This window comes from Sandaracinobacteroides hominis, assembly GCF_016464365.1.
In the GTDB taxonomy this organism is placed as follows: Bacteria; Pseudomonadota; Alphaproteobacteria; order Sphingomonadales; family Sphingomonadaceae; genus Sandaracinobacteroides; species Sandaracinobacteroides hominis.
Window position 1 is genome coordinate 1 of the sequence record NZ_JADCUC010000005.1, and the last position, 25,989, is coordinate 25,989.

Annotated in this window: 20 protein-coding genes; 15 read left to right on the plus strand and 5 right to left on the minus strand. The window is 65.0% G+C overall.

From position 1 onward, the window contains the following. The 6 genes from IM784_RS17645 to IM784_RS11315 form a co-directional block, all read left to right on the plus strand. A partial coding sequence (locus IM784_RS17645; protein WP_207791747.1) for a hypothetical protein occupies nt 1-315 on the plus strand: 315 nt, incomplete at its 5' end. Between the two features lie 67 nt (nt 316-382). After that, entirely contained in the window at nt 383-1,048 is a 666-nt protein-coding gene (locus IM784_RS11295; RefSeq protein WP_199555451.1) for a helix-turn-helix transcriptional regulator, read from the plus strand. A 40-nt stretch (nt 1,049-1,088) separates the two neighbouring features. After that, entirely contained in the window at nt 1,089-1,442 is a 354-nt protein-coding gene (locus IM784_RS11300) for a hypothetical protein (RefSeq protein ID WP_199555452.1), read from the plus strand. Nucleotides 1,443-1,470: 28 nt separating this feature from the next. Further along, on the plus strand, nt 1,471-1,878 hold the full coding sequence (locus IM784_RS11305) for a hypothetical protein (RefSeq protein ID WP_199555453.1): 408 nt from the start codon (nt 1,471-1,473) through the stop codon (nt 1,876-1,878). Nucleotides 1,879-1,952: 74 nt separating this feature from the next. Continuing rightward, nucleotides 1,953-2,561, plus strand: a complete 609-nt coding sequence (locus tag IM784_RS11310; protein WP_199555454.1) for a JAB domain-containing protein — start codon at nt 1,953-1,955, stop codon at nt 2,559-2,561. Nucleotides 2,562-2,703: 142 nt separating this feature from the next. After that, a protein-coding gene (locus IM784_RS11315) for an IS3 family transposase (RefSeq protein WP_408015293.1) occupies nt 2,704-3,853 on the plus strand; the annotation gives its coding sequence in 2 pieces (ribosomal slippage) (nt 2,704-2,957 and nt 2,956-3,853; 1,152 coding nt in all). A 291-nt stretch (nt 3,854-4,144) separates the two neighbouring features. On the opposite strand, the gene IM784_RS11320 is transcribed toward IM784_RS11315, so the two are convergent. Further along, complete coding sequence (locus IM784_RS11320; RefSeq protein WP_199555456.1) at nt 4,145-5,218, minus strand: LLM class flavin-dependent oxidoreductase; 1,074 nt, start codon at nt 5,216-5,218, stop codon at nt 4,145-4,147. Nucleotides 5,219-5,389: 171 nt separating this feature from the next. Here IM784_RS11320 and IM784_RS11325 point away from each other — a divergent pair, with 171 nt between their 5' ends. The 3 genes from IM784_RS11325 to ada all read left to right on the plus strand — a co-directional run bounded on the left by IM784_RS11325 (nt 5,390) and on the right by ada (nt 7,875). Further along, nucleotides 5,390-6,088: a glutathione binding-like protein gene (locus tag IM784_RS11325; protein ID WP_199555457.1), complete on the plus strand. Its 699-nt coding sequence runs from the start codon at nt 5,390-5,392 to the stop codon at nt 6,086-6,088. Next, nucleotides 6,085-6,699, plus strand: coding sequence for a 2-hydroxychromene-2-carboxylate isomerase (locus tag IM784_RS11330; protein WP_199555458.1), 615 nt, complete (start codon nt 6,085-6,087; stop codon nt 6,697-6,699). Before IM784_RS11325 ends, IM784_RS11330 begins: the two co-directional genes overlap by 4 nt. Nucleotides 6,700-6,795: 96 nt before the next feature. Next, complete coding sequence (ada, locus tag IM784_RS11335) at nt 6,796-7,875, plus strand: bifunctional DNA-binding transcriptional regulator/O6-methylguanine-DNA methyltransferase Ada (protein ID WP_199555459.1); 1,080 nt, start codon at nt 6,796-6,798, stop codon at nt 7,873-7,875. Nucleotides 7,876-7,924: 49 nt separating this feature from the next. Here ada and IM784_RS11340 read toward each other — a convergent pair whose 3' ends face one another. Further along, a complete protein-coding gene (locus IM784_RS11340; RefSeq protein ID WP_207791748.1) occupies nt 7,925-12,163 on the minus strand; it encodes an autotransporter domain-containing protein in 4,239 nt (1,412 codons plus the stop codon). Between the two features lie 366 nt (nt 12,164-12,529). On the opposite strand from IM784_RS11340, the gene IM784_RS11345 reads away from it, so the two are divergent. From IM784_RS11345 to IM784_RS11365, 5 genes are all read left to right on the plus strand, one after another. Continuing rightward, on the plus strand, nt 12,530-13,141 hold the full coding sequence (locus tag IM784_RS11345; protein WP_199555461.1) for a TetR/AcrR family transcriptional regulator: 612 nt from the start codon (nt 12,530-12,532) through the stop codon (nt 13,139-13,141). A 371-nt stretch (nt 13,142-13,512) separates the two neighbouring features. After that, nucleotides 13,513-13,857, plus strand: coding sequence for a hypothetical protein (locus IM784_RS11350; protein ID WP_199555462.1), 345 nt, complete (start codon nt 13,513-13,515; stop codon nt 13,855-13,857). Between the two features lie 12 nt (nt 13,858-13,869). Continuing rightward, on the plus strand, nt 13,870-15,132 hold the full coding sequence (locus IM784_RS11355; RefSeq protein WP_199555463.1) for an efflux RND transporter periplasmic adaptor subunit: 1,263 nt from the start codon (nt 13,870-13,872) through the stop codon (nt 15,130-15,132). Nucleotides 15,133-15,160: 28 nt separating this feature from the next. Beyond that, on the plus strand, nt 15,161-18,322 hold the full coding sequence (locus IM784_RS11360) for an efflux RND transporter permease subunit (protein WP_199555464.1): 3,162 nt from the start codon (nt 15,161-15,163) through the stop codon (nt 18,320-18,322). Between the two features lie 12 nt (nt 18,323-18,334). Beyond that, a complete protein-coding gene (locus IM784_RS11365) occupies nt 18,335-19,744 on the plus strand; it encodes an efflux transporter outer membrane subunit (RefSeq protein WP_199555465.1) in 1,410 nt (469 codons plus the stop codon). A 44-nt stretch (nt 19,745-19,788) separates the two neighbouring features. Here the strand turns inward: IM784_RS11365 and IM784_RS11370 are convergent, their stop codons facing one another. Both IM784_RS11370 and IM784_RS11375 read right to left on the minus strand, forming a co-directional pair. Then, nucleotides 19,789-20,229 carry an Lrp/AsnC family transcriptional regulator gene (locus IM784_RS11370; RefSeq protein ID WP_235977103.1) on the minus strand — a complete coding sequence of 147 codons (441 nt, stop codon included), beginning with the start codon at nt 20,227-20,229 and terminating at the stop codon, nt 19,789-19,791. Next, entirely contained in the window at nt 20,229-22,175 is a 1,947-nt protein-coding gene (locus IM784_RS11375) for an isoaspartyl peptidase/L-asparaginase (protein WP_235977107.1), read from the minus strand. The genes IM784_RS11370 and IM784_RS11375 overlap by 1 nt, the downstream gene beginning before the upstream one ends. Before the next feature lie 160 nt (nt 22,176-22,335). Here IM784_RS11375 and IM784_RS11380 point away from each other — a divergent pair, with 160 nt between their 5' ends. Further along, a complete protein-coding gene (locus IM784_RS11380; protein ID WP_235977109.1) occupies nt 22,336-25,164 on the plus strand; it encodes a TonB-dependent receptor plug domain-containing protein in 2,829 nt (942 codons plus the stop codon). Between the two features lie 57 nt (nt 25,165-25,221). Here the strand turns inward: IM784_RS11380 and IM784_RS11385 are convergent, their stop codons facing one another. Beyond that, nucleotides 25,222-25,845: a superoxide dismutase gene (locus IM784_RS11385; protein ID WP_199555466.1), complete on the minus strand. Its 624-nt coding sequence runs from the start codon at nt 25,843-25,845 to the stop codon at nt 25,222-25,224. Between the last annotated feature and the right edge of the window lie 144 nt (nt 25,846-25,989).

Genomic DNA, 25,989 nt, shown 5'->3' on the forward strand with positions numbered 1-25,989 from the left:
GTTCGGCCGCCTCACAGACTGGAGGCGCATCCACACCAGATACGCCCCCTGCGCGCACACCTTCTTCTCAGCCATCTGCATCGCCGCAACCGTCATCTTCCGGATCAGTCAATGAGTCCTGAGCCTAGCATTCTGGAATTACATATCCAGCTCTACCAAACAAATCTTGCAATTATGCAAAGCCATAAAAAAATAGTTAAATGTGAACTATTAAGTAGTTCATTATTTTCTGCCAGTTATAGTGACATTTTTCCGATCAATCCTCATCAAGTTTGGCGACTTTTAACAAGTGCAACACTCGCTATAAAAGCTTGATATCTATCAATGCGAGGTTAACAAGCGGGTATCGGAATGTTGCATCGGTGTTGGAGTTGCATGGGAAATGGAAATTGATTGCGCCGCGAACGCAGGGGGTGTGAAGCGGCTCACGGAAGGTCAGAAGGAATGCCTCCGGCTGGTATATACGCATTTGACATCGAAAGAGATTGCTCGCGTTTTGGGCATATCTCCCCACACGGTTGATCAACGGCTCAAGCAGGCCCTGAAGACGATCGGCGTTCCTAGCCGAACAGAGGCTGCAAAGATGCTGATTGCAACGGAAGGTTCGGGATACCAACGCTTGGTATACCAGACCGACGACCGAGATGCTTCTGAACGCGCCAAACCGCGGGCCGCTGCGGAAGCGTCGCCCTACCAGACGTTGGTATACCAAGCATCGGACATTCCAGAGTTCTCACCAACCAACGACAACATTGATCGTCAGGCATATGCCGGCCCGAATGTGGACTATTCGATCGTGCTGCATGAACAACGAGTTTCGCTGGAACATAATGCGCACGAGGATCAGTCAATATTCGGCTCGGAGGGCTTGACCTTTGGAGGCAATGTGCCGCTGGAGGATAAGAGCGAAGGATCTTTTTGGGGCCGACAGAACAACATGACTGCCAGCAAGCGAATAGGAATAATTCTCGTTCTTACTTTCCTGGCAGCAATGACGTTCACCAGCGTCCTCTCTGGTCTTCAAGCCCTGTCCGCCATGCAACATTGACCCCCTTTGGGTCCAAATGTTGAATGGAATGGAAACAACAATGTCCGACAACAAGATGCGCACTGCACGTCAAATGGCGAACAAGCTCTTTGCTACTGAACAAGCGATCGACGAGGCGTTTCGCAACGCTGCCGAGCTGGCAGCATTCATGCCTGTGGCTCGCCTTGAAACCAATGTCTCGGCCGCTGTCGGCCAAGAGGCGATCGAGCAGGTGGTGGCCACGATGAGCATGCTCAGCAGGGCGCGCCGGCGCGCAATTTCGGTCCATGGTTCTCTCGCTGAGACACAGGAGAAAATTGGTCTCAGGCCGCACAATTTTGGCGGGTTTGTCGACAAGCCGAGCCATGCCGCCATCGTGAAAGCTGTCGAGACAGCACAGCGGGTAGCAGCGTAAGCCGAGCCTGAAGCCGAGGAGAGAGCCAGTGCACATTGATCACATCCTCTACTTTCTGGCTCTCTCCATAGCGCTTCTGACCGCAGCAGTGGCTGGCGGCCGATGGGAGCGATTTATCGCTGCGACAATCCTGATTGCGTCGATCGCGACGCCACTTGTTCAAACAAGCACGTTCGGTGAGGTGGAGTATGGCATCCTGTTGGTGGATATAGCTCTGCTCGCAGCGCTCATCGTGGCCGCCATACGATCAGATAGATACTGGCCGCTGGCTGCCGCATCGTTTCAACTCACCGGAATTGTCGTGCACATCACTCGCCTGGTCGGCGGGCCGGTAGATGCGGAGGCCTACGGCATTGCGGTAGTTATCTGGGCCTACCTCGTTCTGGCAGCGCTCGGCATTGGTTCAGCATTCGAAGTGAGGGTCAAATCGAAATGAGCTCAACCTCATCCCTCATGTGCGTGGATGATAAATCCCCAAAGCCGCTTCATCAGAGCATCGGCCGAACAGTATTGCCGGAAGACATCGGCGTCCTTTCCGGCCTTTTCGGTGCGATGGGCAAAAGCTCAGATCCGATGGACGCGGCCAGAAAGATTCTGGAGCGCGCCGGAAGCCTTGCAGCGGCATTTTCCCTCCATCCCACTCGGCTAAAATTCTATGGAGCCTCGCAAGATCAAATTAACGTATTGCAACTCGTTGCCAACGCAATGACCCTGACCTTGCGGCGATCCTCGGAGGACCGCCCAATTATGCAAAACACGGAAGCTGTCCTGGACTATCTCCATGCAGACATGGCGCACCGACCAACCGAAGTTCTCCGAGTTCTTTTTCTCGGCCCCCACCTGCACCTGGTTCACGATGAGATAATTGCCACCGGAACAGTCGATGGCGTCACGTGCAATACGAGGGAAATCGTGCTCAAGGCCGTCGAGGTGGGCGCTACCGCCATCATAATCTCTCACAATCATCCCTCCGGTGTCCCCACCCCCTCACCGGAAGACGTTCGGTTCACACGCTATATCGCCGACGGCTGCAAGACAGTCGGGGTGCTGGTGTTGGATCACATAGTTATCAGCAGAACGGGCCATTGCAGCCTGCGAGCAGAGGGCTTGATGAACTAGCGGCCGGGTTCTGCACGCAAATTACCGAGACCGATGCAATGTGGCCGCAGGCGGATATGGACGGCAATGCGAAGGTATCTGACATGCACCCCTGAATTGGCGCCATTTTTGAGTAGAGTCCGTTTCCCGAGGAGACGGACGAATGAAGCGAAGCAGGTTTTCAGACGAGCAGATCATCGCGATCGTGAAGGAGCAGGAGGCGGGGATGGCGACCGCCGAGGTCTGCCGACGGCACGGGATCAGTTTGGCTACGTTCTACAAATGGAAGGCCAAGTACGGCGGCCTGGAGGTTTCTGAGGCCAAGCGGCTGCGGTCGCTGGAAGATGAGAACGCCAAGCTGAAGAAGCTGCTTGCGGAGGCGATGCTGGACATCGCGGTGTTGAAAGACATCTCTGCAAAAAATGGTGACGCCCGACGCGAAGCGGAATGCGGTTGCCCATGCCCGGGAGCAGTTCGGGCTGAGCGAGCGGCGGGCGTGCAGTCTGATCGGTGTTGCCAGGCGGGTGGTTCGCTATGAACCGACCCGTCCTGATGATGCGGGCCTGCGCGTCAGGCTGCGCGAGCTGGCCGGCGAACGGCGGCGGTTCGGCTATCGGCGCCTGGGCTATCTATTGGCTCGAGAAGGGCTGGCGCCGAACCACAAGAAGCTGCTGCGGATCTATCGGGAGGAAGGGTTGAAGGTGCGCCGCCGCGGCGGCCGCAAGCGGGCGCTGGGCACCAGAGCGCCGATGACGATGCCGCAGGGGCCGAACCAGCGCTGGAGCCTCGACTTCGTATCTGATGCCTTTGCGTGTGGACGGCGCTTCCGCATCCTGCGCGTGGTCGACGACTTTACGCGGGAATGCTTGGCGCTGGTGGCCGACACGTCGTTGTCAGGTGCCCGGGTCGCGCGGGAGCTGGATGGTGTGCTTGCCGCACGCGGCAAGCCGCTGACGGTGGTCAGCGACAATGGCACCGAGCTCACCTCGACCTCGATCCTGCGCTGGTCACAGGAACGCCAGGTCGAATGGCATTACATCGCGCCGGGCAAGCCGACGCAGAACGCCTTCGTGGAATCGTTCAACGGCCGGCTGCGCGACGAATGCCTCAACGAGACGCTGTTCACATCGCTGGCCCACGCCAGATCGATCCTGGCTGCCTGGAAGCATGACTACAACACGGTCAGGCCGCACTCGAAACTGGGCGGACGCACCCCCGCCGAGATCGCCGGACAACGGGGTTGGGGGCATGCCCCCAACCCCGTTGCCATCACATCAACCATCAGCCACCAAAGCAAAGGACTCTACTTCTGAACGGTACCAATCAGGGGTGCATGTCAGCGTTTTTGCGTCATTTTTGGTTGGTTCTCAGCTGGGCGCGATTTTCGCGGGCTAACCATTCCATAGTGACGTGAATCCACTCTTGGCTGGTTTCGACAGTCATTGCCCGTGTTCCGGACAGGTGGTGCGGTCGGGTGGAAGCTGGAACCAACGGCGCTGGCGTTCCATGCGCGGGGAACTCCGCTGTTCTGGATGGCGCGGGCTACCATCCGCGCGGAAATGGTGAGCTGAGCGAGCGGAGGCGCTGCCCCCGCCCGCCCCGGTTCAGGGCATCAGTGGTCCATGCGGCAGGCGCGGCAGGACATGGCGGGCAAAGAGGTCCGCCTCTGCCGCATGTGGATAGCCGGAGAAGATGAACGCCTGGATCCCCATCGCGCGATAGCGTTCGAGCTTCGCCAGCACCTGATCCGGGTCGCCGACGATTGCCGCACCGCAGCCGGAGCGCGCACGGCCGATGCCGGTCCACAGATGCGCTTCGGCGTAGCCGTCCGCGGCTGCGGTTTCGCGCAGGGCAAGCTGCGCATTCACGCCGGCCGATTTCGAATCCAGCGACTTGGCCTTGATCGCCGCACCCTGCGCTGCATCCAGCTTTGAAAGCAGCCGGTCTGCGGCGGTGCGGGCTTCGGCCTCGGTTTCGCGGACGACGACATGGGCGCGATAGCCGAACTTCAGCGTGCGGCCATATTTCGCGGCGCGGGCCGTCATGTCGGCGATGATGTCCTTCACCACGTCTTCGCGGTCGGGCCACATCAGGAACACGTCGCAGCCGCGCGCGGCAGCATCGCGGGCGTCGGGGGAAAGCCCGCCGAAATAGAGCGGCGGCGCCTTGCCCGACACCATGGAGACTCCGGACGGCTCCACCTTCAGCTTCCAGAACTCGCCGTCATGGTCGAGCGGCTGGCCGTTCAGCAGGGTCTTCAGGATGTGCATGGCCTCCACCGTGCGCCGATAGCGCGGGGCGGATTCCAGCGTTTCGCCGGGGAGGTCGGAGGAGATGATGTTGATGGTCAGCCGGCCGCCCAGGATGCGATCGATGGTGGCGATCTGGCGGGCCAGCTGCGGCGGCCAGCTCTCGCCGATGCGGACCGCCATCAGCAGGCGGATGCGTTTCACCAGCGTGGCGATGGCGGCGGCGAACGCCGTGGTATCGATGCCCAGCGCATAGCCGGACGGCAGCAGGATATTGTCGAACCCCAGGCTGTCGGCCTGCATCACGATATCGCGGCAATGCTCCCAGCTGGATCTGAGCAGCGGGTCGGGAACGCCCAGAAACTCATAGTCGTCGTCGCACAGCGCGGAAAACCAGCTGACTTCGCAGGTGGGATTGGTGGCACTCATGGCAGGTTCTCTCCGATCGATGTTTGCAACACTGCATACCATTGCGAGCGTGTCCAGCGTTGCCGGAATGGGCGGGCCGAATGCCGGGACCGTGTCTGAAAAGCCAGTTGAACGCGCGTGCATCGCTCTGCTTGATGGGGCCGGCTTTCGCCCGGCAATGGAGATGCCCGCATGATCGAGCTGCTGACAGCGCCGACGCCCAATGGCTGGAAAATCACCGTGATGCTGGAGGAGTGCGGCCTCCCGTATCGGGTGAAATGGATCAACATCGGCCGGGGCGAGCAATTCACCCCGGAGTTCCTGGCCGTGAGCCCGAACAACCGCATTCCGGCCATCGTCGACCATGGCCCGGCCGATGGCGGCGAGGCCGTCTCCGTCTTCGAAACCGGCGCCATCCTTGTCTATCTGGCGGAAAAGTCGGGCCAGTTCCTCCCCACCGACGTGCGCCACCGCAAGGCGGTGCTGGAATGGCTGTTCTGGCAGGTCGGCGGGCTGGGGCCGATGCTGGGGCAACACGGGCATTTCAAGCTCTACGCCCCGGACCGCATCGCCTACGCAACCGAGCGCTACCGGACCGAAACGCTCCGCCTCTACGGCGTGCTCGACCGGCAACTGGCGCAAAACGAACATGTCGCAGGCGCCGACTACAGCATCGCCGACATGGCCTGCTTCCCGTGGATCCAGACCTATCGGGCGCAGGAAATCGACCTGCCCGCCTTCCCCCACCTGAAACGCTGGTACGAGCAGGTGAAGCAACGCCCCGGGCTCCGCCGCGGCATGGAAGTCGGCCGCGACCGTATCAACCGCCAGCCGCAGGCAGATGCAGAAACCCGCAAGCTGCTGTTCGGCATAAAGGACGACGTCCAATGATCGCCACCGAAGTCTTCTTCGATCTCTCCTCGCCCTGGACCTGCATCGCCTTCCACAACTTCCGCACATGGGCCGACGCCAACGGCGCGCCGGTAAGCTGGCGCCCGTTCCTGGTCGGCGGTGTGTTCAACGCCGTCAACGACAGCGTCTATGCCGCGCGGCAGAACGCGGACAATCCGAAGATGCGCCTCAGCTTCGTCTGGCTGAAGGAATGGGCGGCGCTTGCCGGCGTGCCGATGCACTTCCCCTCGCCATACCATCCGGTGAAGTCGGTCCACGCCATGCGCTTCTGCTGCGCGCTGGAGCCGGATCAGGCGGCGCTGCTCCGCTTCGCTGAAGCGGCATTCAACGCCTATTTCACCGACGCCCGCAACCTCGACGATCCGACGGTTCTGATCGCAATCGCCAACGAGGCCGGCCTGGACGGCGCAGCCCTCGCCGAACGCGCGCAAACCCCGGAAATCAAGGACCGCCTGCGCGCCAACACGCAGGAGGCGATCGACCGCGGTGCCTTCGGCTCCCCCACCTTCTTCGTCGGCGGCACATATATGTATTTCGGCAACGACCAGCTGCCGCTGGTGCAAAGGCGCATTTCCGCATCGCCATCGTAGAAGTGGAGCGCCTTCTCCTGATTTGAAAGCAAGAGTCGGAGTGCGGCCCATATCGCGTTGGAATAGCTCTGGATCGAAGATGCGGAGGACGAACCCATGATCAGCCAGGACAAGCATTCCGACCGGAAACCGGCGATCCTCGCCGATCCGCGATGGGCGCGCATCGTCGCCCGCGACAAGAGCGCCGACGGCCTCTTCTGGTACACGGTCGATACGACGGGCATCTATTGCCGGCCGTCGTGCCCGTCGCGCGGCTGCAACCCCCGGAACGTCACCATCCACGACACGCTGGAAAGTGCACGCCGCACCGGTTTCCGGCCCTGCAAGCGGTGCAAGCCCGACGGGCCGGCCGCAGAGGTCGCACAGGCCGGGATGGTGACCCGCGCCTGCCGCCTGATCGAGACCAGCGAGACAGTGCCATCGCTCACGGAACTCGCCGATGCGCTCGGGGTCAGCCCCGGCCATTTCCACCGGATCTTCAAGGCCCATACGGGCCTCACGCCCAGGGCCTATGGGGCCGCCTATCGCACCAGGCGCGTCCGCGAGGCACTGGCGGGCGAGACCAGTGTGACCGAGGCGATCTATGATGCCGGCTTCAACTCCAGCGGCCGCTTCTACGAAGCCTCCAACGCCATGCTCGGCATGACCCCCTCGCGCTTTCGCGACGGTGGGGCGAAGGAAGAGATCCGCTTCGCCCTCGGCGAGACGATGCTCGGCACGATCCTCGTCGCGTCGAGCGCCAGAGGTGTCGCCGCCATCCTTCTGGGCGACGATCCCGACGCGCTGGCGCGAGACCTTCAGGACCGTTTTCCGAAGGCGGCGCTGATCGGCGCCGATGCTGCATATGAGGCGGTTGTGGCCAGCGTCGTCGGCTTCGTCGAGGCGCCGCAGATGGGGCTCGATCTGCCGCTCGACGTGCGCGGCACCGCGTTCCAGCAGCGCGTCTGGCAGGCGCTGCGCGATATTCCCGCCGGGCAGACCGTGTCCTACTCCGACGTCGCTGCCCGCATCGGCGCACCCGCCGCCACGCGGGCGGTCGCCGGCGCCTGCGCCGCGAACAGGCTGGCGATCGCGATCCCCTGCCATCGCGTCGTCCGAAACGATGGCGCGATCTCCGGCTATGCCTGGGGCGTCGAGCGCAAGCGCAAGCTCCTCGCCCGGGAGGCGGCGACGTGATCGGGGATCGCGTCGCGGCAAGCGAAGCTGCCTGTCGGCGCCTGCGGCGTCACCAGCTTAGCCTGATGCCGCCCCAGAGCTGGTTGTTGTGGCTGCCGTTGCCGAGCTCGCCCTCATAGCTGGCGAACAGCGAGCAGTTCCGGCTGAGCCTGGCGGCCAGCGACAGACCGATCAGCGCGCTGTCACGCCGCATTTCCGCTCCATAGACGGTGAAGCCGGCGTCCGGCGCCGATGCAAAGGCCGCCGTCATATACCTGCCCGTGTCGCCGAATTCATGTGCCCAGCCCAGCCGCAGGCCAAGGTCGACCGGCACGGATTTGCCGGCATTCAGGCCGATGTCCAGATCGGCGCCCAGCGTCGTACGCGCCGAGGTTGTGGACTGGCCCTCCACTACGAGCGCATATTCGCCGCTGCCGGTTTCGGTGAAGCCGCCCCTGTCCATCGCCACGACGTCCAGCATGCCAAAGGGCGTGATCGAGCTGCGCGCCGAAGCGCCAAGCGCCATCCGGTAGCCGGCATCGATCCGGCCGAGGAACTGGTCGGCCCGGCTGCTGCCCATCGCCGTCCCGTTCGAAAGCCCGGCGCTGGCAACATCGCGGTCCAGCTTGTTGCGGGCACTGGCATAGCCGGCCAGCCCGTCGACCTGCAGCGCGCCCTGCCCATAGGATGCGTAGGCGACGATGCCGAAGGTTTCGGCATCGGTGTCCGAGGTAAAGCCATCGACCGACTGCGAGCCGCTGACATAGCTGCCGGCAACGCCGAGCAGGAATTCCGAGCTCAGGCGATAGTCGAGCCCGAAGGCGGCGCCGCCCAGCGAATGGTCAAGGTCGGCGGCATTGCCGTCGCCATCGACACTGCCCTTGCTGCCGATGCCGGTGATCCAGACGGAGAAGCCGGAACCGGGTTCACCCAGCGCGGCGCGATTGCCGCCCGGATTGCCCCCGCGTGCGACCGACATCTGCTGGCCGACCATGTTCGTGAACAGCTGGCTGGCGCGCAGATTCACCGTGGGCAGAGCGGCATAGGGTTGCCCGCTCAACATCTGCAGCGCTCCGGGCGCCTGTGCAACCTGCAGATTGGCCATGGTCGTCACGATGCCGCCGACATTGCCGCCGGCGGCAAGCGTATCGAGTGCGGCGCCGACCGCCTGCTGGTTGCCGGTCAGTCCGGCCGCGCGGAAGGCGTCCGGAGCCAGCGCCAGCGTCACATAGATGTTGTTGGCGTCCAGCGACACCTGCGGCTTCAGGAAGCCGACGCCGCCTGACACCCGGTCGAAACGCACCTTTCCGCCGGCCTCGGTGCTGATGATCGTATAGCGGGTGTTGGGCACATATCGGCCGGGGTCGGCGATGATCTCCAGCGTTCCCGCGTTGATCGTCACCCGGTGCCCGGCGCCGACCACGCTGATCCGGTCGCTGTTGCCGCTGGCGTCGATTTCCATCCCCAGCGATCCGCTGTTCAGGGTGAAATTGCCGTCGATGACCAGATGCCCGATCGAATTGCCCGGCCGGATGGTGCCGCCATTGTTGGTGATGTCGCCCTTGATATTGCCAACGCCGCTCAGCGTGCCGCCGGCGTTCAGCACGATGTTGCTGGTGAGCGGCCCGTTCACCGCCAAGCCGCCGGCGTTGATGGTGGTGCCGCCGCCGACGCTGCTGGTGCCGGTCAGGTTGAGTTTACCCGATCCGTTCTTGGTCAGCGTGCCGGCGCCGCTCATGCTGCCGGCATAGGTGCCGTCGAAATCCTGATCGAAGATCAGCGCGGCGTTGTTGGCGATCGCGCCTTTCAGGCTGTTGCTGGTGCCTTGCAGGGTGCCTTCGAAAACAGTGACCTCTGCCAGGCCGGCTACCTGCGAACTGTAGTTGCTCGTGCCCGACAGAGTAAGCTTTCCGGCGCCGGTTTTTGTGATGCTGCCCAGGCCCAGGGTGTCGCCGACGCCGGTTATGCTGCCGGCGAACGTGCCGTCGAAATCCTGGTCGAACACGACGCTGCGCGCGTTGGTGTTGAGGGCATTGGTATCGAAGGCGATGCTGCCGTTCAGGTTGCGCGTGTCAGCCTGGACTGTGCCGCTAAAATTGTTGAGGCCCGTGAATTGGGGTTGTGCCTGCAGGTCGAGCACAAGCGTGCCGTTGCCGACGAGCGTGAGCGGGGCGTTCTGCGCTGAGTTCAGCCCGATTGTCCCGCTGAGCACGACGGTCTTGCCCGAATCGATCAGGAACCCGCCGCCGCCCTCCGACAGCAGGATCGGACGGTCGATGTTGAGGTCTTCCGTCGAGTGGATCATGCCGTTGTTCAGCAGCGTCACGCTGGTGCCGAGCGCCCCAAGCTGGAAGTTGGACGATATCTGAAGCACGCCGCGCTCGACAACCGTGCCGCCCGCATAGCTGTTTGTCGCGGTCAGCTGGAGGACACCGTCACCGTCCTTGACCAAGGTGCCATCGCCAAGGATTTCGCCTGCCCAGACCAGCGGATTGCGCGCGACGAACAGGATGTTCCTGCCGGTTATCTGGAGCGAGCGATTGATGGAGAGCCCCGCGACAGCCTCGTCGGTCGTTGAGAGGGTGGCGTTTTCCATCTCGATCGTATCGCCGGGATTTGCCAGGCCAAGATTGAACTCGTTCGTGAAGATCAGCTCGCTATCCTCGATCGAGGTGCCGCCGGTGTAGCTATTGAAGGCCGTCAGCTGCAGGTGACCGCCGCCTTTGACAAAGAGCGTCCCCGAGCCGCTGATTGTCCCGCTCCAGGTGATCCGGCCGTTTCCCGGCGGAAACGCCCCGGCCCAGGGAACAAGGATGGTGCCGAACATCGTCAGCTCGATGTTGCGGTTTGCAGTCTGATCGTTCGGGATGGCGAAGCCAACATGGCCCCTTGTGAGGTGGATGGCCCCTTGGCCCTGATTGAGGCTGGCCTCCGACGCAAACAGCATTGTGCCGTCTTCGACCGATATGTCACCGGAAAAACTGTTGTTTCCCGATAGGGTGATCGTGCCGTAGCCCTGTTGAAAGATCGAGCCGGTGCCCGAAATGTCGCCGGCGATGGTGCCGTCGCTATCCTGCTTGAACACCACCTTCGCGTTATTGTGGATATTGCCCCGGATGCTGCCGGTATTGCCCTCCACCACGCCCTCGTTGATGAAGCTGCCCCCGGAATAGCTGTTGGCCCCCTCCAGCACCAGCGTGCCGCTGCCGAACTTCTCCAGCGACCAGCTGCCGGCATTGGCACCGGTTCCGCCTGAGCCGGTCTGGTCGGCGATGCTGTCGAGGAAACGGTCGATCTGGTTTGCGCCTGTGTTGACAACCAGTTTCCCGTTGCCGGCGAGGAACAGGCCGGCGCCGGCCGCGCCACCCACTGCGCCTGAAATATGGCCGGTTCCGCCAGCGCCGCCGGCCGCGCTGTTCGCCGTGAAATTGAATGCCCCGTTCAAGACAAGCGAGCCGCCACTTTCGACGAAAACCCCGCCGCCAAGACCGGCGCCGCCGCCACCGCCGCCGCCAAACTTTTCGCCGTTGTTGAAGCCCCCCGCACCACCTTTGCCGCCCAGCAGGCCGCCAGCCGCCACGGTCGATCCGCTGCTGCCGCCGCCCCCGCCGCCAAGGCCGCCGACGCCGCCCACCCATTGGCCGGAGCCGCCGCCTCCGCCGCCGAACCCGCCATTGCCCCCATAGTCATTGTCTGCGCCGTCGCCGCCGCCGCTGGCGACCAGACTGGCGTTGCCACCATCGGCCCCGGTTGGGAAATAGCCGCCGCCGCCGCTGGTGAAGGCCCATCCACCTCCTTCGCTGGGCCCGCCATTGCCGCCGCGTGCGACATTGTCCTTCAGGTACACATCGCTGAGGGAAACCTGCGCCGCGCTGCCGATGAAGATCGCGCCGCCAAGCCCAGCCCCGCCGCCGCCGCCCCCGCCGGGCCGGCCGCTGCCGCCGTTGCCGCCCTGCGCGAGGCTGTTCTCGATGGTGAGCGTGTTCACCGCCACATTGCCGGATTGCACGAACAGGCCGCGATATTGGCCGGCGCCCGACAGGGTGTGATAGAGGCCGTTGATCGTCAGGTCCTTTTCCAGGACCGGCAGGTTGCTCTCCAGCGTGATGCTGTTCTGGAAGGTGATGCTGTCGCCATCGCTCGCGTTGTTGATGGCGTTGCGCAGATCCGCGTCGCTGGAGACACTGAAATTCGCCGCGTGCGCGGGGCCTGCCAGCAACACGAACCCCATTGCAAGCGCCATGGCCGGCAGCGGGCGCGACAGCATGGTGCCGCCCGACAGTCCCGAAACCGGCCGCCCTGTCCGCATCCCTGGCCTTGCAACAGCTCGCATCGACAAAATCCTTTGGAGAAAAGGTGGACGCACCCGGACGCGGCCGGCCCATGCACGAGGCCGGCGCATCCGCGATCCAGGTCACGGCAAAGATCGGATTTCAAAGCGTAAATGCCCCAAGTGCATGACCCCCGAATCACTGCAACGCAGAGTTGCAGAATTACAGTCCTGTTTATAGACCAACGGTCGAATTTGTCAATTCGTGGTCCTTATCGCGTCTCAGGGGGCCGTATTCCGCGCTGGCGGCCCGGCGGTTCCGGATGGCAGATGGCCGGGGCAGGGCGCGTTGCGGGCGGCAAGGGGAGTGGATTTTTCCCGCAGACGCTATATATACCGTTCGTTATGGAAACTGATCTGCCAACGGCCGTGCGCGGGCGACCGCGCGAGTTCTGCACGGAAGCAGCGCTGGCCGCTGCGCTGCACGTGTTCTGGAGCAAGGGCTATGAGGGCGCTTCGCTGAGCGACCTGACCGAGGCCATGGGGATCACCCGGCCCAGTCTCTACGCCGCCTTCGGCAACAAGGAAGAGCTGTTTCGCAAGGCGCTCGACCTCTATGAGACCGAGAAGCTGGCCTATGTGGGCGAGGCGCTGGCCGAGCCGTCGGCGCGCGCTGTGGCCGAGCATTTCATGCGCGGCGCGCTGGAGAACCAGACCCGCAAGAGCGAGCCGCACGGTTGCCTGGGCGTGATCAGTTCGGTCGCCTGCGGCGCCGAGGCCGAATCCATCCGCAAGGAAGTACTGGCGCGGGGCGCCAAGGGCCGCGTGAAGCTGGTGGAGCGCATGCAGCGTGCCCGCGACGAAGGCGACCTGCCGGCGCATATCGATCCGGAAGCGATCACCGGATATCTCTATGCCGTGCTGCAGGGCATGGCCGTGCAGGCTGGCGCCGGCGCCTCTCGCGAGGAGCTGGAGCGGCTGGTGGAGACGACCCTGCTGGTCTGGCCGTCGCGCTAGCTTCCGGGGTGCCGGAATCGCGGCGTTAACCGTGCTTGAATAAAAATACCGGGCGGTATAGAAAGCCCTTGACGCAGCGCAGTACGATATTTATACCAATCAGTATGAAATGATCGACGGCACGGAGTCGGCGATCCGAACAGGGGAAGCCGCCATGCTGCAGCCGCCGGAAACATCAGCCTCATAGCCTGACGCGGGATCGCATCTGCGGCCCGCACCCACGCACCGCCCGTCCGCGCCAGCCGCCGCCACCCCTTTCCGGATGGCGCCTGCCGGCCTGCGTGACCCCAACCGAACAACCCGATTTGCGGGGATGGCGGAGCCATGCCTGCACGCCCGAAGCAACCCGTTCCGAAAAGGGGAGCCGTCCCATGGCCTATAGAGATTTCTCGGATGCCGCCGACGCCCGCATGGCCGCCCGCACCGACACCCAGGGCTTCACCGATCTCGAATGGTCGGTCGTGGCCATTGCCCGCCGCGATCCGCTTTCCAGCATCGAGGCCCCCGGCCGTCTCGCCAGCAAGCTCGACGCCCTGCTGGGCCGGCAGCGCACGCCAAGGCTGGCCGACCCCCGGCTGGAGGCGCTGCGCCGCTTTGTCGTCGTCGACCATCACATGGGCAAATATCTGCCCGACCGCGAGATCGCCCATTTCGTCGGCGCCGGCTTCAGCCAGGTGCATGTGCATCTGCTGCGATCCGCCTCCTCCAATATCTGAACGGATTTCCCCATGTATCAACAGCTTAACAAGTTCGAATCGACGGCCGAAGCGGAAGTTCCCGAGCTTCTGCAGCAGCCCGCCCCGCGCTTCTCCCGCCGCGCCAGAGCAGGGCTGATCGCCGCCCTGTTGCTCGCGGCCGCCGGCGCCGGCAGCTGGCTGGCGAGCGGCAGCGAAGCGCAGGCCGATGCCCCGCCGCCGCCGAACGTGACGGTCAGCACGCCGCTGCAGCGCGCCATCACGGAATGGGACGATTACACCGGCCGCTTCGAGGCCAGCCAGGCGGTAGAAATCCGCCCGCGCGTCTCGGGCCAGCTGGTCGCCGTCCACTTCCGCGATGGCGACATCGTGCAGAAGGGGCAGCTGCTGTTCACCATCGACCAGCGGCCGTTCCAGGCGGCGCTGGCAGAGGCCAGCGCCCGGGCAGCCTCCGCGCAGACGCAATTGGCACTGGCGCGCAGCGAATATGCCCGCGCCGCCCGCCTCGTCAGCGACGAAGCGGTGAGCCAGGAGGAAGTGGACACGCTGCGCGCCGCGGCGAAATCTGCCGAGGCGGCCGCGGCCGAGGCCGCCGTCCGCTCGCGGCAACTCGATCTGGATTTCACGCGGATCCGCGCCCCCAACACCGGGCGGATTTCGGATCGCCGCGTCGATACCGGCAATCTGGTGAGCGCAAACGAGTCCCTGCTGACGACCCTGCTGGCGCTCGATCCCATCTATTTCAGCTTCGACGGCTCGGAGGCGCTTTATCTGAAGGGCCTGCGCGAGCGTGACGCCAACGCGTCGCAGCAGGTGGAAATCCGCCTGCAGGACGAGGCCGGCTATAGCTGGCGCGGCAAGGTCGATTTCACCGACAACGCCATCGATCCGCGCAACGGCACGATGCGCGGCCGGGCGGTGATCGCCAATCCGGACTATTTCCTCGCCCCCGGCATGTTCGGCAACATGCGGCTGACGAGCGGCGGCAGCGCCCCGGCCCTGCTGGTGCCCGACGCCGCTGTCCGCACCGATCAGGCGCGCAAGCTGGTGTTCGTGGTGGCGGCAGACGGAACCGTTGCCGCCCGCCCGGTGGAACCCGGCCCGATGGTCGGCGGCCTGCGCAGCATCCGCGCCGGCCTGAAGCCCGACGATCGGGTGGTGATCCAGGGCATGCAGTTCGCCCAGCCCGGGGCCAAGGTGAACGCCCGCGCCGGACGGATCGATCCGCCGGTGCAGGTCGCGGCAGCAGCACCCCCGCAAATTCCCACCGCCTCGCAGGCGACGCTGGCCAACTAGGCCGGACAGGCAACCGAAAGAACCCGCCATGGGCATCAGCCATTTCTTCATCCGCCGGCCGATCTTTGCCGGCGTGATCGCCATCCTCATCACCATTGTCGGCCTTATCGCCTGGTTCGGGCTGCCGGTCGCGCAATATCCCGATGTCGTGCCGCCCACGGTCACGGTTTCGGCCAACTATCCCGGCGCTTCTGCCGAAACGGTTGCCGACACCGTCGCCGCGCCGATCGAGCAGCAGATCAACGGCGTGGACAACATGCTCTACCAGTCGTCGCAGTCGACCGGCGACGGCAAGCTGGCGATCACCGTCACCTTCCGCATCGGCACCGATCTCGATACCGCGCAGGTGCTGGTGCAGAACCGGGTCGCGCTGGCCGAGCCCAGCCTGCCAGAGGAGGTGCGCCGGCAGGGCGTGGTGGTGCGCAAGACCTCGCCCTCGTTCCTGATGGCGGTAAACATCCTCTCGCCCGACAACTCGCTCGATCGCGGCTATGTCTCCAACTATGCGCTGACCCAGCTGAAGGACCGGTTCCAGCGCATCGACGGCGTCGGCGACGTGCAGATGTTCGGCGCGCGCGACTATGCGATGCGGGTGTGGATCGATCCCGGTCGCGCCGCCGCGCTGGGGATGACCGCCGGCGATATCGTGCAGGCGCTGCGCTCGCAGAACGTGCAGGTGGCCGCCGGCACCGTCGGGGCACCGCCGTTCGATCGCGGCGTCGCCCAACAGCTCGCTGTGGAAACGCAGGGGCGCTTCAAGACCGTCGACGAGTTCAGCTCCATCGTGGTGCGCACCGATCCGTCCGGTGCGCTTATCCGGCTGCGCGATGTGGCGCGGGTGGAACTGGGCGCGGAGGATTATGGCGTGAACGGCTATCTGTCGGGCCAGGATTCGCTCATCATGGCCTTCACCCAGCGGCCGGGCAGCAATGCGCTGGCGACGGCGGAGGCGATCAAGGCCGAGTTCGAAACCGCCGCGAAGAGCTTCCCGCAGGGGCTGGAATACAAGATCATCTGGAACCCGACCGAGTTCATCAGCGAATCCATGGCCGCCGTGCAGGATACCCTGCTGGAAGCCGTGGTGCTGGTGGTGCTGGTGATCCTGGTGTTCCTGCAGAGCTGGCGGGCAGCGCTGATCCCGGTGATCGCCATTCCGGTCTCGCTGATCGGCACCTTCGCCATGCTGTCGGCGCTGGGCTATTCGCTGAACAGCCTGTCGATGTTCGGGCTGGTGCTGGCGATCGGAATCGTCGTCGATGACGCCATCGTCGTGGTGGAGAATGTCGAGCGCAACATCGAACAGGGCCTCCCCCCGCGCGAGGCGGCGCACCGCTCGATGGAAGAGGTTTCCGGCGCTCTGGTCGCCATCGTGCTGGTGCTGTGCGCGGTGTTCGTGCCGACCACCTTCCTCACCGGCATTTCGGGCGAATTCTACCGCCAGTTCGCGGTGACGATTGCGACCGCCACGGTGATTTCGCTGATTCTCTCGCTCACCCTGTCGCCCGCGCTCGCCGCCCGCCTGCTGAAGCCGCGCGCCGAACATGCGCCGGAGAGCGGCTGGCGGCGGATGGTGTTCAACGCCGGGGCCGCCTTCAACACGCGCTTCGATCGGCTCTCCGGCTGGTATGGTGGCTTCACCCGCCGCGTCTCCGGCGCGCCGAAGAAGATGCTGGGTTGCTATGCCGCGCTGGTGCTGGCCACCGGCGCGCTGTTCTGGGCGACGCCGACCGGCTTCATCCCGGCGCAGGACCAGGGCTATTCGCTCGCCGTGCTGCAGCTGCCGCCCGGCAGCTCCATCGAAGAGACCGACCGTGTCCTGAAGAAGGCCGTGAAGAAGCTCCTCGCCGTCCCCGGCACCGAAGCGGCGGTGATGTTCTCCGGCTTCGACGGCGCCTCCGGCACGCAGGCCTCGAACACGGCGGCCACCTATGTCACCTTCAAGCCGTTCGACGAACGCACCGGCACAGACCGCAGCTCGACCCATATCGAGAACGACATGCGCGCAGCGCTTGCCGACATGGACGAGGCGATGATCTTCGTGATCCCGCCGCCGGTCATTCAGGGCATCGGCAGCGGCGGTGGCTGGCGGATGATGGTGCAGGACCGCGCCGGCGCCGGCCCGCAGGCGCTGGAACAGGCCGCCGGCGGCCTGATCGGAGCGGCGCATCAGGACAAGGGGCTCGCGAACGTCTTCACGCTGTACAACACCGCCAGCCCGCGCATCTTTGCCGATGTCGACCGCGCCAAGGCCGACATGCTGGGCGTGCCACCGGCGCGCGTGTTCGAGGCGCTGCAGGTCTATCTGGGGTCCGCCTATGTGAACGACTTCAACCTGCTGGGCCGCACCTTCCGGGTGATGGCACAGGCCGACGCGCCATTCCGCGACGACCCGTCCGACATCGCCCAGCTGAAGACGCGTTCCGACTCCGGCGGCATGGTGCCATTGGGCGCGGTCGCGACCTTCGCGGACAAGACCGGCCCCTATCGCGTGACCCGCTACAATCTCTTCCCCGCGGTCGAGATCGATGGCGAAAGCGCGAGCGGGCACAGCTCGGGGCAATCCATCGCCACGATGGAGGCGCTCGCCGAAAAGCTGCCGGCCGGCTTCAGCGGCGAGTGGACCGGCATCGCCTATGAGCAGAAGCAGGCAGGCAATGTGGCGGCGTTCGTGTTCGCCATGTCGGTGCTGTTCGTCTTCCTGGTGCTGGCGGCGCAGTTCGAAAGCCTGGTGCTGCCGCTGGCGATCATCCTGATCGTGCCGATGACGCTGCTGGCGGCGATGCTGGGCGTGAACCTGCGCGGGATGGACAATAATATCCTGACGCAGATCGGCCTCATCGTGCTGGTGGCGCTGGCGGCAAAGAACGCCATCCTGATCGTGGAGTTTGCCAAGCAGGCCGAAGAGCGCGGCGCCACCGCACTGGAGGCAGCGGTGGAAGCCGCGCGCGCCCGTCTTCGCCCGATCCTGATGACCAGCCTCGCCTTCATCCTGGGCGTGCTGCCGATGGCCACCGCCTCCGGACCCGGCTGGGAGTTGCGGCAGGCGCTCGGCACCGCCGTCTTCTTCGGGATGATCGGCGTCACGGCCTTCGGGCTGGTCTTCACCCCCATCTTCTACGTCGCGCTCCGCCAGCTGGGCGGCAAGCGCAAGCCCGGCGCGGCCCAGGCTGCCGCCCTGCCGGCGGAATAAGGAGCTATAGCCATGACCAGAAAGTTGCCGATTGCCCTTGCGATGGCCAGCCTTCTCACGCTCGCCGCCTGCGCCACCGGCCCCGACTACAAGGCGGCGCCGATCGCGCCCGTCGCCGGCGGCCCGTTCATCGCCGCCGACAACGCCGCCTTCACCGCGGCCGAGCCGGCGGGCGAATGGTGGCGGCTCTATAGCGACCCGGTGCTGGACGGGCTGGTGGCAGACGCGCTGGCCCACAACACCGACCTGCGCGTTGCCACGGCGAACCTCGCCCGCGCCCGCGCCCTTCTGAGCGAAAGCAAAAGCGGGCGCCTGCCGCAGACGCAGCTGACCGCCGGCGCCAGCTATGGCCGGGCAGCGGAATCGCAGGTGCCGGCAGGCGCCAGCCGGACCGGCGAAAGTTACGATGTCGGGCTGTCGGTCGCCTATGAAGTCGATCTCTTCGGCCGGGTCAGCCGGTCCATCGAGGCCGCGCAACAGGATGCCGCCGCAGCGCAGGCCGCCCGCGATGCGGTGCGGGTGGCAGTCGCCGCCGAGACCGCCCGCGCCTATGCCGACGCCAGCGCCGCCTATGAGCGGCTGCAGGTGGCGGAACGCAGCGTCGCCCTGATCGACAGGACGCTGACGGTGACCACGAAGCGCTTCGAGGCGGGGCGCGGCACGCGGCTGGACGTCGCCCGCGTCGCCTCCCTGCGCGATGAGCAGCGCGCGCAGCTGCCGTCGATCCGGGCGGAGCGTGATGCAGCGCTGTTCCGCCTCGCCACGCTGACGGGGCGTGCCCCCGCCGACCTGCCAACGGCCGCGTCCGCCCGCGAAACCGTGCTGCGGCTGGATCAGGCGATCCCGGTGGGCGATGGCCGGGCACTGATCGCCCGCCGGCCCGACGTGCGCGAGGCCGAGCGCAGGCTCGCGGCCGCCACCGCGCGGATCGGGGTAGCGACGGCCGATCTTTATCCGAAGATCAGCCTCGGCGGTTCGATCGGCGCCACCGGCCCATCCATCGCCGACCTGTTCAGCGGCGGGCCGTTCCGCTGGCTGCTGGGGCCGCTGATCGACTGGTCGTTCCCCAACCAGCTGGCCGGCCGCGCCCGCATCGCGCAGGCCGAGGCTTCCTCAGCCGCCGCTCTCGCCACTTTTGACGGCGTTGTGCTGAATGCGCTGCAGGAAACCGAAACGGCGCTTTCGGCCTATGCCCATGCGCTCGATCGGCGGGCGGCGCTGAACGATGCGCGCACGCAGGCGGAGATCGCGGCGCGGATCGCCCGCGTCCAGCTGCGCGAAGGAAAGATCGATTCCATCGAACTGCTGGACGCCGAACGCTCGCTCGCCGTGACCGAGGCGGCGCTGGCGCTGTCGGAATCACGGATCGCCACCGCGCAGGTCGATCTTTTCCGCGCGCTCGGTGGCGGCTGGCAGAGCTGAGCGGCGACGGGGAGGGGCCGGAGACGGCGGGTATTTTCCCGGAGTCAGCGCTCCAGCTTGGTCGCCAGCACCACCGAGGTCGTCGTCCGCTCGATGCCCTCCAGCAGGCCGATGTCATCGATCAGCTCGTTCAGCCGCGCGCTGTCACCGGCTTCCAGCATGGCGATCATGTCATATTGACCGCTTATCGCGTGGATCGCCTGCACCTGCCGCAGCTTCGCCAATGCCTGTTCCACCTCCCGGCGATAGCGCGGCAGCGTCTTGATCATCATGTGCGCGCGGATACGGCTGGCGGTGAAGGCAGCGCCCAGCCGCACGGTATAGCCCGCGACGATCCCCTTTTCCTCCAGCCGCGCCAGCCGCGAATAGAGCTGCCCGCGCGAAACCCCCAGCTCCTTGGCCAGCTGCGCAATCGGCTGCCGCGCATCCTCGCGCAGCAGCGCCAGCAATTGCCGGTCCGTTTCGTCGAGGTCGGAGACCGGCATCAGTCGGGGAACTTCTCGTCGGCAAAGATCGCCGTCTCGGGCTGTTTCCCGGCGGTGATCCGGCCCCGATACATGCCCAGGTCGTTGATCGCGAACACCGGCCGGCCATCCGGCCCCATGGCGATCAGCCCGCCGTCGCCGCCGATGGCGCCCACCGATTTGATCGTCGCCTGCGCCGCGTTCGCCAGCGTCTCGCCTTTCCAGGCAACCCGGTCGCAGACCTGCCGGGCGGCGCTTTCGCGGATGAAATACTCGCCCGAACCGGTCGCCGAAACCGCGCACTGCCCATTCTTCGCATAGGTGCCGGCGCCGATGATCGGGGAATCGCCGATCCGGCCCCAACGCTTCCCCGTCATCCCGCCGGTGGAGGTGGAAGCGGCCAGATTGCCCTCGCTGTCGAGCGCCACGGCGCCCACCGTTCCGAACAGGTGGGTCGGGTCGACGGCCGCCGCCTGCTTTCGGCGCCAGGCCAGCAGCTGCTGCCAGCGCGCCTCGGTGCGGAACCAGCTCGGGTCCACCTGCTCCAGCCCCTTCTCCACGGAAAACTGGTCGGCGCCGGCCCCCGCCAGCATCACATGCGGGCTCAGATCCATCACCGCGCGGGCAAGATCGATCGGATGCCGTGTGCGCGTAACCCCGGCGACGGCACCCGCCTTCTGCGTCTTGCCGTCCATGATCGCCGCATCCAGCTCGTTGCGGCCCTCTGCGGTGAACACCGACCCGCGCCCGGCGTTGAACAGCGGATTGTCCTCAAGGATGCGCACCGCCGCCTGCGTCGCGTCCAGCGCAGTTCCGCCCTTGTCCAGCACGGCGCCGCCGGCCCGCAGCGCTTCATCCAGCCCGGCGCGATAGGCGCGCGCCTTTTCCGGCGACATGTCGGCGCGCTCGATCACGCCCGCACCGCCATGCACGGCCAGCGACCAGGCAGGCACCTGCACCACTTCGCCGCCGCGCACCGCATAGCTGTGCACGAAGGCCGGGCGATCGACCTTGCCCTCGGGCAGATGCACCACGGAATTGACGTCGATGCCTGTCACCCGCACCCGCGGCGCATCCAGCGGCGCGCCTTTTCCGACCCGGTCGGCGCGCAGGTCCGATCCCTCCACCAGCCAGGCCCCGCCTCCGGGGGCGGTCGCGTGGATCCGTCCGCTTCCGTCCGGCTCGACCGCCAGCGCCGCGCTTTCGTCTATCCCCAGACCGAACAGCGACGGTGCGGTATCCGGCAGCGTTGCCTGTTCTTTCGCCAGATAGGCCATCAGCCGGCCCAGCCGCCCGCGTTCCTTGAAATGGGTGTCGGTCAACATCCCCCGCAGCAGGGCGATGTGCAGGAAATCGCTCTCGATATTCTGCGACTTGCCGAAAGGATCGGCCATCGCCTGGGCGCTGGTCAGCCCACCGTCGCTGGCGCTGTAGACCTTCTCCCCCAGGATCGCGAGGCCGGCGCTGGTGCCCGCCAGCGGCTTCCCCGCCGCCACATGCGCATCCAGAACCTCCGCAAGCGGCGTACCCTTCCAGAAACGCACATAGCGATGCTGGTCGCCCCCGGCGATGAAGATGCCATCGGCCTTGCGCAGCCGCTCCAGGATCTTCGGGTCGCTGGCCGGCGCCCGGTCGTGAAACACAAAGGTCTCCGCCGACTGGATGCCGCCCAGCCCGGTATAGAATTCCTCGCCGATCTGCCCCCCCTGCGAGGCGCGCAGGATGACGATATGGCCGTTCCCCGCCTTGCCGAAGAACCAGCGCATGGCGTCATGGTCGCGGTCGCCGCCACCCAGCAGCAGCAACCCGCCCGAAACCGGACCGGGCGTCGGCGCGCTGCGCTTGCCTATCATATACTGTTCGACTGGCTTCTGCCGGGGTTCTGCCTGGGCTGCTGCCGGCATCAGCCCCAGCGTCAGGGCAGCTACGAACCACATCAGAACAGCCGGCACACGCAACCCCATCATCCGAACGCTCCCATCAATCTGCTACCCGTATGTTACATACTGGCCGCAGTGAAATACAATATGATTGCCCCGATCATCATATCGATTGAAATATCCGGAGCTTTTCGCTTGAACCGCAGATGAAGCAAAACCGCAACCAACCGGAAAAGAGTGACCGCCCATGATCGCCGAACAACGCCCCTGCACGTCGCTGATGCCCGCAAAGGCAGGTCTGGCAACCGTTCTGGCAGCCCTGATGGCTTCTGCGGCCTGGGCGCAGACGCCCCCGGCTGCCTCCGCAACAGAGCCGGCGGCAGACGCCGCCGACATCATCGTCACCGGCTCGCGCATTCCGCGCGCACTGGTGGAGGGCCCGGCCCCGGTCACCGTCATCAATTCCGAAGCCATCCGCGACAACGGCTATGCCAGCGTGCCCGACATCCTGCGCGCCGTCACCCAGAACACTGGCGAGACGCAGAGCCAGCAGAGCTTCAGCGGCGCCAGCTTCACCCCCGGCGCGCAGCAGGTCGATCTGCGCGGCCTCGGCCCCAATCACACGCTGGTGCTGGTGAACGGCCGCCGCATCGCCGATTTCCCGCTGCCCTTCCAGGGCCGCTCCAACTTCACCGATATCTCCAACATTCCGGTCAGCCTGATCGAAAGCGTCGAAGTGCTCAGCGGCAGCTCGTCCGCCATCTACGGCTCGGATGCCATCGCCGGCGTCATCAACTTCAAGCTGAAGGAAAAGGTCGACGGCACCACCATCGACTATCGCCTGGGCCTCACCGAGCTGGGCGGCGGAACCTCGCACCGCCTCTCGCTCACCAGCGGCTGGTCGGGCGACCGTTTCCACATCGTGGGCGGCATCGAATATCTGAAGCAGCTGCCGATCTGGGGCTATCAGCGCAAGATCCAGGACAGCACCGCAGACAACCCCACCACCGACACGGTGATCGCCCGCCGCACCTTCCTCCGCTACAACCCGGACATCCAGGAATATGTCGATCCGGGCGAAGCGACCTGCAACCGGCTGTCCTTCCTCAATCGCGGCTCCACCTATTATGGCTCGCGCCCCGGCTGGGGTCCGTTCGACGAAGAGCTGGACGATTACGGCCCCGGCCGCTTCTGCGGCAGCGACACCTCGATCGGCTATGGCACCATCATCTCCCGCCGCGAGGGCTTCAACAGCTTTGCGTCTGCCGGCTATGAAATTTCCGACGCCGCGCAGCTGTTTGTCGATGCGCAGTTCGGCATCAGCAACGTCGAGCTGATGCCCGACGTGCTCAGCTGGTCGTTCCAGCCGTTCAGCGGCAGCAGCGATTCCAGCTTCTACAACAGCTATGACGGCGTGCTCGACGATTGGTCGCGCCAGTTCGCGCCCGAGGAATCCGGCGGCTTCTCCAACGTGATGACCCGCAACCGGCAGACCACCTTCAGCATCACCCCCGGCGTGAAGGGCAATTTCGCCGACAAATGGGCCTATGAGGTTTCCTTCAACCACAGCGAATATCGCGCCAAGGTGAAGTTCCCGCAGATCATCGCCGGAAAGGCGAACGCGCTGTTCCTGGGGCAGCAGCAGGGCATCGACGAAGACAGCGGCTACCCGATCTTCAACGCCAATCCCGACCGGCTCTACACCCCGCTGACAGAGGCCGAGTACAACAGCATCGCCGTCTACAGCGTCTATAACCCGGTCAGCTGGACCGACAATTTCTCTGCCACGGTCAACACCACCGAGCTGTTCAACCTGCCAGCCGGGCCGCTGGGCTTTGCCGCCGTCGTCGAAATCGGCAAGCAGGGCTATGCGATCAACCCCGATCCGCTGGCGCTGACCGACTATTATTACGGCCTGAAGGACAGCGACGGTTCCGGCAGCCGCAGCCATTGGGCGATCGGCGGCGAGCTGCGCGCGCCGGTCACCTCCTGGCTCGAACTGTCGGGCGCCGGCCGCTATGACCGCTTCCGCTTTGCCGGCAACAATATCGGCCGCTTCACCTATAACGCCGGCGCCGAAATCCGTCCGATGTCGTCGCTGCTGCTGCGCGCCGCCTATGGCACAGGATTCCGCGCGCCCGATCTCCACTATGTCTTCACCGGGCCGGGCAACACCCACCCGTCGGCGACCGACTATTATCTCTGCCGCAGCGAGGAGCCGGACGAGGATATCGGCGACTGCAGCTATGCCGATGAAGGCATCGTCGCCAACCGCAACGGCAACAGGGACCTGCAGCCGGAAACCAGCCGCTCGCTCAACGCCGGCATCGTCTGGGCGCCGTCCGCGCAGTTCGACGTGTCGGTGGATTATTTCCGCGTGAAGCTCTCGAACCAGGTGCAGGATCTCAGCATCGACCGCCTGCTGCGCACCGAAGCCGACTGCCGGCTGGGCGAAACCACCTCGGGCAACCCGGTCGATGTCAGCTCGCCCACCTGCCAGGATGCGCTGGCGCGGGTGATCCGCTTCCCCTCGGGCGTCAACGAAGGCCTGCTGGACTCTGTCAGGATCAACCCGGTCAACGTCGCCGAAGAGCGCACCAGCGGCATCGACATCGCGGTGCACGGCCGCTTCTCCACCGATTACGGCGATTTCGCCCTGTCACTCGCGCACACGCATGTGCTCGACCACAGCTTCCGCCAGTATCCGGGCGACGCCTCGATCAACAAGCTCGCCTATGACAGCGGTTATTACATCCCGCGCGACAAGACGACCGGCGCCGTCACCTGGTCGCTCGACAAGCTGAAATGGACGCTCAGCGGCACCCGTCTGGGCGAACTCCCCAACTATGACGAGGACGCCTTCATCGATGCCAGCTACCTCTTCAACACCACAATCCAGTACGACATCACCGATCACCTGAGGGCATCGTTCAGCATCAACAACCTGTTCAACGCCAAGCCGGTGAAGGACCCGACCTACGCCAGCTATCCCTATTACGACATCAGCTGGTTCGACAGCGTCGGCCGCAGCTTCTTCCTGCAGCTGACCTACAAGCTCGGAGGCTCCGAGCTCTGAAATGAAAAGGCCGGCCCGACGGCAGTCGGGCCGGCCCTTGCACATTCGGCTCGGGCCTCAGCCCTTCTGGTCGGCCCGTGACGCGCCCTTGCCGTCCAGATTCTTCGCCACGAAATCCCAGTCGATCGCCTTGCGCAGGATCGCCTCGGCATAGGTCGGCCGCGCGTTGCGATAGTCGATGTAATAGGCGTGCTCCCACACATCGAGGATCAGCAGCGGCTGCACCCCATGCGCCACCGGCGTATCGGCGTCGTGATAGGAATTCACCTTCAGCTTGCCGTCCACCAGGTCCAGCGAAGCCCAGCCGCTGCCGAAATGCCCGACGGCCTCGGCCTTCAGTGCATCGACCAGCTTGTCGGTCGAACCAAAGGCCTCGTCGATCAGCTTCTTCAGCTCACCCGTGGGCTCCTTCGTCTCGGGAGACAGGCACAGCCAGTAAAAGCTGTGGTTCCAGATCTGCCCCACCTGGTTGAACAGGCCCTTCGGCCCGCCCTTGGCGGTCAGTTCGATCAGCTCCAGCAGCGACTTGCCCTGAAAATCCGGGTTGGCCGCCACCAGCTCGTTCGCCTTCACCACATAGGCGTTGTGGTGCTTGCCATGGTGAAAATCGAAGGTTTCGGCAGAAATCAGGTCGCCGAAAGCATCCTTGGAATAGGGCAGGGGGGGAAGTTCAAAGGCCATATGGAGAATCCTTTCAGGGTGTCAGGCTCGCGCCGAGGCTACGACACGAGAGAGCCGTCCAGCGCAAGCACTTCCAGCAGTTAACCGCCGCAGGCCGGACAGGTTCCCGCGTCAATCGGGGCATGCCGCTCTTGCAACCTCAAC